At 72.5% G+C, this 7827-nt stretch carries 9 protein-coding genes; 7 read left to right on the forward strand and 2 right to left on the reverse strand.

Annotated elements, in window-relative coordinates:
- From JWP65_RS16780 to JWP65_RS16795, 4 genes are all read left to right on the forward strand, one after another.
- Positions 1-365 (forward strand): AIR carboxylase family protein (locus JWP65_RS16780; RefSeq protein WP_299765780.1); only part of this gene is annotated, 365 nt, incomplete at its 5' end.
- On the forward strand, positions 362-1519 hold the full coding sequence (locus JWP65_RS16785; protein WP_299765782.1) for a 5-(carboxyamino)imidazole ribonucleotide synthase: 1158 nt from the start codon (positions 362-364) through the stop codon (positions 1517-1519). The genes JWP65_RS16780 and JWP65_RS16785, both read left to right, overlap by 4 nt.
- A gap of 6 nt (positions 1520-1525) precedes the next feature.
- Positions 1526-2515 carry an L-threonylcarbamoyladenylate synthase gene (locus tag JWP65_RS16790; protein WP_299765784.1) on the forward strand — a complete coding sequence of 330 codons (990 nt, stop codon included), beginning with the start codon at positions 1526-1528 and terminating at the stop codon, positions 2513-2515.
- 75 nt (positions 2516-2590) lie between these two features.
- On the forward strand, positions 2591-3547 hold the full coding sequence (locus JWP65_RS16795; RefSeq protein WP_299765786.1) for an SGNH/GDSL hydrolase family protein: 957 nt from the start codon (positions 2591-2593) through the stop codon (positions 3545-3547).
- Between the two features lie 105 nt (positions 3548-3652).
- Here JWP65_RS16795 and dacB read toward each other — a convergent pair whose 3' ends face one another.
- On the reverse strand, positions 3653-5038 hold the full coding sequence (gene dacB, locus JWP65_RS16800; RefSeq protein WP_299765787.1) for a D-alanyl-D-alanine carboxypeptidase/D-alanyl-D-alanine-endopeptidase: 1386 nt from the start codon (positions 5036-5038) through the stop codon (positions 3653-3655).
- Between the two features lie 56 nt (positions 5039-5094).
- Here dacB and tsaB point away from each other — a divergent pair, with 56 nt between their 5' ends.
- From tsaB to JWP65_RS16815, 3 genes are read left to right on the forward strand one after another with little or no spacing between them, the layout of a single operon-like run.
- A complete protein-coding gene (gene tsaB, locus JWP65_RS16805) occupies positions 5095-5817 on the forward strand; it encodes a tRNA (adenosine(37)-N6)-threonylcarbamoyltransferase complex dimerization subunit type 1 TsaB (RefSeq protein WP_299765789.1) in 723 nt (240 codons plus the stop codon).
- Positions 5814-6278, forward strand: coding sequence for a ribosomal protein S18-alanine N-acetyltransferase (rimI, locus tag JWP65_RS16810; protein ID WP_299765791.1), 465 nt, complete (start codon positions 5814-5816; stop codon positions 6276-6278). Before tsaB ends, rimI begins: the two co-directional genes overlap by 4 nt.
- Positions 6275-7054, forward strand: coding sequence for a uracil-DNA glycosylase (locus JWP65_RS16815; protein WP_299765793.1), 780 nt, complete (start codon positions 6275-6277; stop codon positions 7052-7054). Before rimI ends, JWP65_RS16815 begins: the two co-directional genes overlap by 4 nt.
- Positions 7055-7058: 4 nt before the next feature.
- On the opposite strand, the gene JWP65_RS16820 is transcribed toward JWP65_RS16815, so the two are convergent.
- Positions 7059-7827: GlcNAc-transferase family protein (locus JWP65_RS16820; protein WP_299765795.1), on the reverse strand; the 769-nt coding region annotated here is incomplete at its 5' end.

Below are 7827 nucleotides of genomic sequence, written 5' to 3' on the forward strand. Positions count from 1 at the left end.
AGATGTTCGCCTATGCCGGATCGGCGCGCCAGCGCGGCTTGCGCGCCATCATCGCCGGCGCCGGCGGCGCCGCCCATCTGCCCGGCATGCTCGCCGCCAAGACCATCGTTCCGGTGCTGGGCGTGCCGGTGCCTTCCAAATATTTGCGCGGCGAGGATTCGCTGCTATCCATCGTGCAGATGCCGAAGGGTATACCGGTCGCGACCTTCGCCATCGGCGAAGCCGGCGCCGCCAATGCGGCCCTGTTCGCCGTGGCCATGCTGGCCAACGAAGACGCTGCCCTGCGCGCCAAGCTCGAGGCCTTCCGCGCGCGCCAGACCGACGCGGCGCGCGCCATGCAGCTGCCGCCGAAGGCCTCGGCATGAAGCCGCTGCTTCCCGGCGCCACGCTCGGCGTCATGGGCGGCGGCCAGCTGGCGCGAATGTTCGTCCACGCGGCCCAGCGCATGGGCTACTTCACGGCGGTGCTGGATCCGGACGCGGGCAGCCCGGCCGGCCGGGTCAGCCACCACCACGTGCAGGCCGATTACCTGGACGAGGCCGGGCTGGCGCAGCTGGCCGGCCACAGCCAGGCCATCACCACCGAATTCGAGAACGTGCCGGCGCAGGCGCTGGCGCGGCTGGCCGGGCAGCGGCCGGTGGCGCCAGCTGCCGCTGCCGTCGCCATCGCCCAGGACCGCGCGGCGGAAAAGGCGCACTTCACCCGCCTGGGCATCGCCTGCGCGCCGCATGCCGTCATCGTCACCCCGCACGACCTCGCTGCGGTGGCCGACGAGCTGCTGCCCGGCATCCTGAAGACCGCCCGCCTGGGTTACGACGGCAAGGGCCAGGTGCGGGTGCGCTCGCGCCAGGAACTGGCCACTGCCTGGGACCAGCTGGGCCGCGCCGAATGCGTGCTGGAGAAGATGCTGCCACTGGCCTTCGAGTGCTCGGTGGTGGTCGCGCGCGGCCACGACGGCGCCATGGTCCACCTTCCGGTGCAGCACAACGTGCACCGCGACGGCATCCTGGCCGTGACCGAGGTGTTCGACGGCTGCCTGCCGCCGGCGCAGGCAGCGCGTGCCGTCGAAGCCACCCACGCGATCGCGGCCGGCATCGGCTACGTCGGCGTGCTGTGCGTGGAATTCTTCGGCCTGGCCGACGGCAGCCTGGTGGTCAACGAGATGGCGCCGCGGCCGCACAACAGCGGCCACTGGAGCCTGGACGCCGCCGACGTTTCGCAGTTCGAGCTGCAGGTGCGCACCCTGGCCGGCCTGCCGCTGGTGCAGCCGCGCCAGCACAGCCCGGCGCTGATGCTCAACCTGCTGGGCGACCTGTGGTTCGCGCCGGCCGGCGCCGAGCGCACGCCCGACTGGGCCGCGGTGCTGGCGCTGCCTGGCGCCCACCTGCACCTGTACGGCAAGCTCGGCGCGCGCCCCGGCCGCAAGATGGGCCACCTGACCGTCACCGGCGCCACCATCGACGCCGTCCGCACCACCGCGCTGCAGGCCGCCCAGGTGCTGGGCATCGCCGGATTCTGAACAGCCATGATCGTCGACGGCTCCCTGCCAGCCTCCATCGCCCAGGCCGCCCGCGTGCTGGCCACCGGCGGGCTGGTGGCCTTTCCCACCGAGACGGTCTACGGCCTGGGCGCCGACGCCGGCAGCGACGCGGCCGTGGCCGGCATCTTTGCCGCCAAGGGCCGGCCCAGCGACCACCCACTGATCGTGCACGTGCCCGACGCGCAGTCGGCGGAGCGGTTCGCCGCCAGCATTCCCCCGCTGGCGCGCCGGCTGATGCAGGCTTTCTGGCCGGGGCCGTTGACGCTGATCCTGCCGCGCCGGCCCGACATGGCCGGCGCCGCCGCCGGCGGCCAGTCGACCGTGGGCCTGCGCTGCCCGGCCCATCCGGTGGCGCACGCGCTGCTGCTGGCCTGCGCCGGCGCCACCCCGCCGGTGCATGGCTTGGCCGCACCCAGCGCCAACCGCTTCGGCCGGGTCAGCCCGACCACTGCAGCCCATGTGGCGGCGGAGTTGTCGCAGGACCTGCTGGTGCTCGATGGCGGCGCCACCCCGGTCGGCATCGAATCCGCCATCGTCGACTGCACCCGCGGCCCGCCGGTGCTGCTGCGCCCGGGCACGCTGAGCCGCGAGGCGATCGAGCAAGCCTGCGGCGAACGGTTGCGCCTGCCCGAGGAAATGGCCGGGGATGCGCCGCGCGCTTCCGGCACGCTCGAGTCGCATTACGCGCCCGATGCCAAGGTCCGCCTGATGGACGGCCGCAGCCTGCAGGCCGCGCTGGACGTGCTGGGGGAAGACGCCGGCACCGTCGCGGTCTATGCCCGCGCGCCGGTGCGCACCCGGGTGGCGCGGTTGCGCCGGATGCCGGACGACGCGGTCGAGACGGCGCGCCAGCTGTTCGCGGTGCTGCGCGACTTCGACGCCGCCGGCGTCAAGCTGATCTGGGTGGAGGCGCCGCCCGCCACCCCCGAATGGGAAGGCGTGCGCGATCGGCTGCGCCGCGCGGCGGCAAGTTGAGGCGCCAGCCTCCTGCCGAGCCCCAGCCTTTACCCGCCCTCGTTAAACTACCTTTTTCCTCTGGAGAGAACATTCATGGCAAGACAGTGGTTGCGGCGTGCGCGCCTGCTGGCCGCCTGCGCGTCGGTGCTGGCGATCGTCGCCTGCGGCGGCGGCGGCGAGACCGAATCCAAATTCGACCCCTCGCGGATCGTCGCCTTCGGTGACGCCTTCGCTGACCTCGGTCAGAACGGGGCCCGCTACACGGTCAACGACGGCAGCGTCAACAACTGGACGCAATTCGTTGCGCGCGAGTACGATCTGCCCCTGGCGCCGACGGCGACCGGCGGCCAGTCGTACGCGATCGGCAATGCGCGCGCGGCGGCCTCGCCCGACGCCGCCGGCAACCCGGCGACGCCGACGGTGCAGCAGCAGGTGACGGCCTTCCTGGCCGCCAGCACCGCGCGCAGCGAAGATCTGGTGATCGTCAATGCCGGCCATTCGGACGTCATCCTGCAGGCGCAGAACGTGATCAACGGCACCTTGGCGGCGTCGGTGGCAGAGGAGAACGTCGGCCGCGCGGGCCGCGACCTGGCCGCGCAAGTGCGTCGGCTGGTGGGCGCGGGCGCCAAGCACGTGGTGGTGGTCGGCCCTTACAACCTGGGCGTGTCGGCCTGGGCCGAGGAGACCAAGCGCCAGGACCTGCTGGAAGAACTCAGCCGCACCTTCAATGACGAACTGAAGGTGGCCCTGGTCAACTTCGGCAGCACGGTGCTGTACATCGATGCGGCGCTGCACTTCAACCTGGTCACCTCCGCGCCAAGCGCCTACGAGCTGGACGAAGACATCGTGCCGGCCTGCACCTCGGTCGATCCCGGCCCCGGCATCGGGACTGGCGTCGGCGAGGTGAACTCCAACCGCTGCACGCCCGCCACCTTGCGCGCCGGCGTCGACGAAAACCGCCTGCTGTTTGCCGACCGCGTCTACATGACCCCGGTCGGACACCGCCTGCTCGGCGAATACGCCGTTGAACGCATCCGCTCGCGCTGGTAACAACTTCAGTGGCTGGTCAGCGTGAAGAGGACCGGCAAAAGCCGGATCCTCTTCACCAGGAGAACGGGGCTGCGCGGTGCGCAGCCCCGTTCTCGCATGAGGGCTTCACTGTCGGGAGGTCCAGTCGACCAGGGCCTGCACGACCGGGCGGATCTCGTTGGCGCGCGGGTGGTTGGCGATGGCCACCAGCACGTAGCGGCGGCCTCGCGCCGCATGGACATAGCCGGCGACGCCGGACACGTTGTTCAGGCTGCCGGTTTTCAGGTGCGCCAGGCCGACGTTCTGCTGGGCCCGCCGCAGCGTGCCGTCCAGCCCCAGCGCCGGCAGCGACGCCACCAGGTCGGGCATCAGCGGCGAGGTCCAGGCCGCCTGCAACAGCTGACCCAGCTGGCGCGCGGTGATGCTCTCGGTGCGCGACAGGCCCGAGCCATTGTCGACCGCCGGCGGTTCGCCGCCGAAGCGGGCGCGCCACCAGCCGGCCAGCACCTCGCGCGAGCTTTCGTCGCTGCCGCTGCCGCGCAGCTGCAGGCTCAGCGTGAGAAACAGCTGGCGCGCCATCACGTTGTTGCTGTACTTGTTGATGTCGCGCACGACCTCCGCCAGCGGCGGCGACTCCCAAACGAAGGCCGGCCGCAGCCCAGCCGGCACCCGGCCGTCCCGGACCTGGCCGCCCAGCTGGCCCCCCATCTCCTGCCACAGCGCCGCGATGGCACGCCCGCCGTAGCTCGCGGGCTCGGGAAAAGCGATGTTCCAGCTGCGCTCGCCGCAGGCGCCGGGAAAGCTGCCGGCAAAGCGCACCTGCAGCGGATTGGAAAAGTCCGCCCGCAAAGTCGCCGGCCAGGCGCCGCACTCGCCGGCCGCCAGCGGCACGCTGGCCGGCCACTGCACGCCGGCCAGCGTGGGCTCGGCCCGGACGCGGGCCCGGCCGGCCTCCGGCGTGATGGTCAGCACCACGGTCTTGTAGTTGACCAGCAGCGCGTCCGGCGCCGCGTTGTAGGGGCGCAGCGGCTCGCCGTCGAAGGCGGCAGGGTCCGCCGGCCCGATGGCGAAGGCGCTGCGGTCCAGCACGATGTCGCCGGCGATGGTGTGCACCCCCAGCGCCTGCACCCGCCGCAGCAGCAGCCACAGCCGCTCGATCACCAGCTTGGGGTCACCCTGGCCCTGCAGCAGCAGGTTGCCTTGCAGCACGCCGTTGCGGACCGGCCCGTCCAGGTAGACCGGCGTCTTCCAGGTGAAGGTGGGGCCCAGCAGGTCCAGCGCCGCATAGGTGGTGGCCAGCTTGGCCACCGACGCCGGGTTGATCGGCGCATCGGCGCGGTGCGCCAGCCGCGGCGGCCCGCCCTCGGCCGGGGCCACCAGCAGCACCAGCGCGTCGCGCGGCAACTGGGCGGCGGCCAGCGCGGCCTCGACTTCGGGCGGCAAGGCCTGAGCGGCTGCCGCGCCGGTCCAGACAGCCAGGAAACAACAGGCGCGACAGATCCAGCGGAGCATCCACGGGATTATGAGCGCCAGAAGCATTCGATAATGCCGGGTTGCCGGGACCCATCTTGAAACTGCTCGCCTTCGACACCAGCACCGAAACCATGTCCGTGGCCGTCAGCCGCCCCGGCGCCGGTCCGGTGCTCAGCTGCGAGGCGGCGGGCGGCCCGCAGGCGTCGGCCGGGCTGATCCCCGCCATCCAGCGCCTGCTGGCCCAGGCCGGCCTGCAACTGCCCGAGCTCGACGCCATCGCTTTCGGCCGGGGTCCGGGCTCCTTCACCGGCCTGCGCACCGCCTGCGCCGTGGCCCAGGGGCTGGGTTTTGGCGCCGGCGTGCCGGTGCTGGCCCTGGACACCCTGCTGGCGATGGCCGAGGACGCCCATGCCCGCTGCGGCCTGCTGCAGTTCGTCACCGTGCTCGATGCCCGCATGGGCGAGGTTTACGCGGCCGCCTACCGGCGCGAGGACAGCGGCTGGCGCACGGTCTCGGAGCCGGCCCTGTTGCGGCCGCAAGACGTGCGGGTGCCGGCTGGCTGGGCCGTGGCAGGCAACGGCATCGGCCTGTTGGAGGCCGCCACGGTGGGGGAGGCTGTCCGGGTGGCGGCCCAGCCGACGGCCGCCGCGCTGTTGCGCCTGGCTCCGGCCGCGCTGGCCGCCGCTCCGGTGCATCCTGCGGAACAAGCCCTGCCGCTCTACTTGCGCGACAAAGTGGCGCAAACTACCGAGGAGCGCGCCGTCGAGCGGGCGCGCAAGGACAACCTGGGAGGCGGCAGCGGCGCCGGCAAGCGATGAGCGCAGTCTTCAAGACCATGGAAGCGGGCTTCGAGCCCATGACGCAGGCCAGGCTGGACCAGGTGCTCGCCATCGAGGCGAGCGCCTATGACCACCCCTGGAGCCGCGGCAACTTCGCCGATTCGCTGCGTTCGGGCTACCTGGGCCAGCTGCTGTGCGCGGGCGACGCCATCCTGGGCTACTTCGTGGCCATGAAGGGCGTCGACGAGGTGCACCTGCTGAACATCACGGTGGCGCCGCAGTGCCAGGGCCAGGGCTGGGGTCGGGTGCTGCTCGATGCGCTGGCGCTGTGGGCGCGGGCGCAAGGCGCGCAGTGGTTGTGGCTCGAGGTGCGCGCCAGCAACCTGCGGGCGCAGGAAATCTACCTGCGCTACGGCTACCGCCGCGTCGGGGAGCGCAAGGGCTACTACCCGGCGCTGGTCGGTCGCGAAGACGCCATCGTCATGAGCTACAAGCTATGAGCCTGCAGCTCGATGCGCGCCAGCGCGCCATGCTCGAGGAAATGGGTGTGCGCCTGTTCCTGCCGGCCCCGACGCTGGAGCCGCCGCGCCCGGCCGCCGCGCCGGCGGTGCGGCGGCAACCTTCGCCGGTTGTCGCCAGCCCGGATCCGGCTCCGCTGCCGGTGGTGCGCGCGCCCGTGCCGGCGTCGTCTGCAACCGGGCCCGGCGTCGAGATGATGGAGTGGGATGCGCTGGCCAGAACCGTCGTTGCCTGCCGCGCCTGCCAGCTGTGCGAAGGCCGGCGCGAGCCGCTGCTGGGCGGCGGCGATCTGCAGGCCGACTGGCTGATCGTGGGCGAACCGCCGAACGAGGACGAAGACCGCGCCGGCCAGCCGTTCACCGGCGACGGCGGCAAGCTGCTGGACAACATGCTGCGGGCGCTCGGCCTGACCCGCCGCGACCGCGTCTACCTGGCCAACGTGATCAAGTGCCGTCCCGGCGGCAACGGCGCGGCGGGCCCGGAGGAAGTCGCGCACTGCGAAGCCTTCCTGCGGCGCCAGGTGGAACTGCTCAAGCCCAGGGTGATCCTGGCGATGGGCCGGCTGGCGATGCAGACCCTGCTGGCCAGCAGCGAGCCGCTGGGCAAGCTGCGCGGCCGCGCCTACGCATACCAGGGCGTGCCGGTGATCGCCACCTACCACCCGGTGTACCTGTTGCGCAATCCCGCCGACAAAGCGCGGGCCTGGGCCGACCTGTGCCTGGCGCAGGCCATCGTGCGGGGCGAAGTTCCGGCGTAGGGTGTCACGTCGGCAGGGCCGTCCTCGGCACGAAGGCGGCCGGCGCCAGCGTCCGCGCCGCGTAGTCGATCCCGCTGAAGGCCGCGTAATCGGCCAGCGAGCGCTCGCCGCCCAGGCCGAACACGCCCAGGTCCTGCCCGGCCACCAGCGCCGCCAGGCGGGCGCGCGAGCGCTGCTCCAGCGTCCACCAGCCCACCTCCCGCTCGCTGTCCTGCGCCGCATCCCAGTGCATCGGGCGCGGCGGGGCGCCCGACTCCCCGTTGTTGTACAGGTGGTGCACCGGCAGCCCCGGCATGTGGAACAGGTCCCAGCCATGCGTGTACAGCCGCAGCGCCAGCGCCTGCTCCTCGCCATGGAAGTAGAACCAGGGGTCGTACGGCAAGGCCTGCACCAGCCGGCCGGGCGCGAACAGGCAGCCGGCGCCCAGGTGGAAGCCGGGCACGGGTTGTTGCGTTGCGACCGGGTGCGCCTCGAACGGCAGCACCGGGTGGTCGGGCGCGAAGCTGGCGCGCGGCTTGAGCACGTGGGCCAGCGCGCCGGACGTGGTGGGCCGGCGCACCGGCCGGCCGCCTTCCAGCACGAAGGCGTTCGGATAGGACGAAATCGCCAGGCCGCGCGCCGGCGCGCCCAGCGCGCGGGCCTGCTGCACCAGGCGGGTGTCCCAGCCGGGATCGAAGTCCATGTGCGAGTCCAGTTGCAAAAACCACTCCTCGCCGTCGTACAGCGTCATGGCCAGCGCCCGCGCCCAGCACGGCCCGCGCGCGTCCTGGGCC

Origin of the sequence: Ramlibacter sp., assembly GCF_028292805.1 — a bacterium.
GTDB lineage: Bacteria > Pseudomonadota > Gammaproteobacteria > Burkholderiales > Burkholderiaceae_C > Ramlibacter.

Excerpts from the sequence above, each read along its gene's own strand:
- JWP65_RS16785 (WP_299765782.1), top strand. The coding sequence starts at position 362 with ATGAAGCCGCTGCTTCCCGGCGCCACGCTCGGCGTCATGGGCGGCGGC.
- JWP65_RS16790 (WP_299765784.1), top strand. The coding sequence starts at position 1,526 with ATGATCGTCGACGGCTCCCTGCCAGCCTCCATCGCCCAGGCCGCCCGC.
- JWP65_RS16795 (WP_299765786.1), top strand. The coding sequence starts at position 2,591 with ATGGCAAGACAGTGGTTGCGGCGTGCGCGCCTGCTGGCCGCCTGCGCG.
- dacB (WP_299765787.1), bottom strand. The coding sequence starts at position 5,038 with ATGCTCCGCTGGATCTGTCGCGCCTGTTGTTTCCTGGCTGTCTGGACC.
- rimI (WP_299765791.1), top strand. The coding sequence starts at position 5,814 with ATGAGCGCAGTCTTCAAGACCATGGAAGCGGGCTTCGAGCCCATGACG.
- JWP65_RS16815 (WP_299765793.1), top strand. The coding sequence starts at position 6,275 with ATGAGCCTGCAGCTCGATGCGCGCCAGCGCGCCATGCTCGAGGAAATG.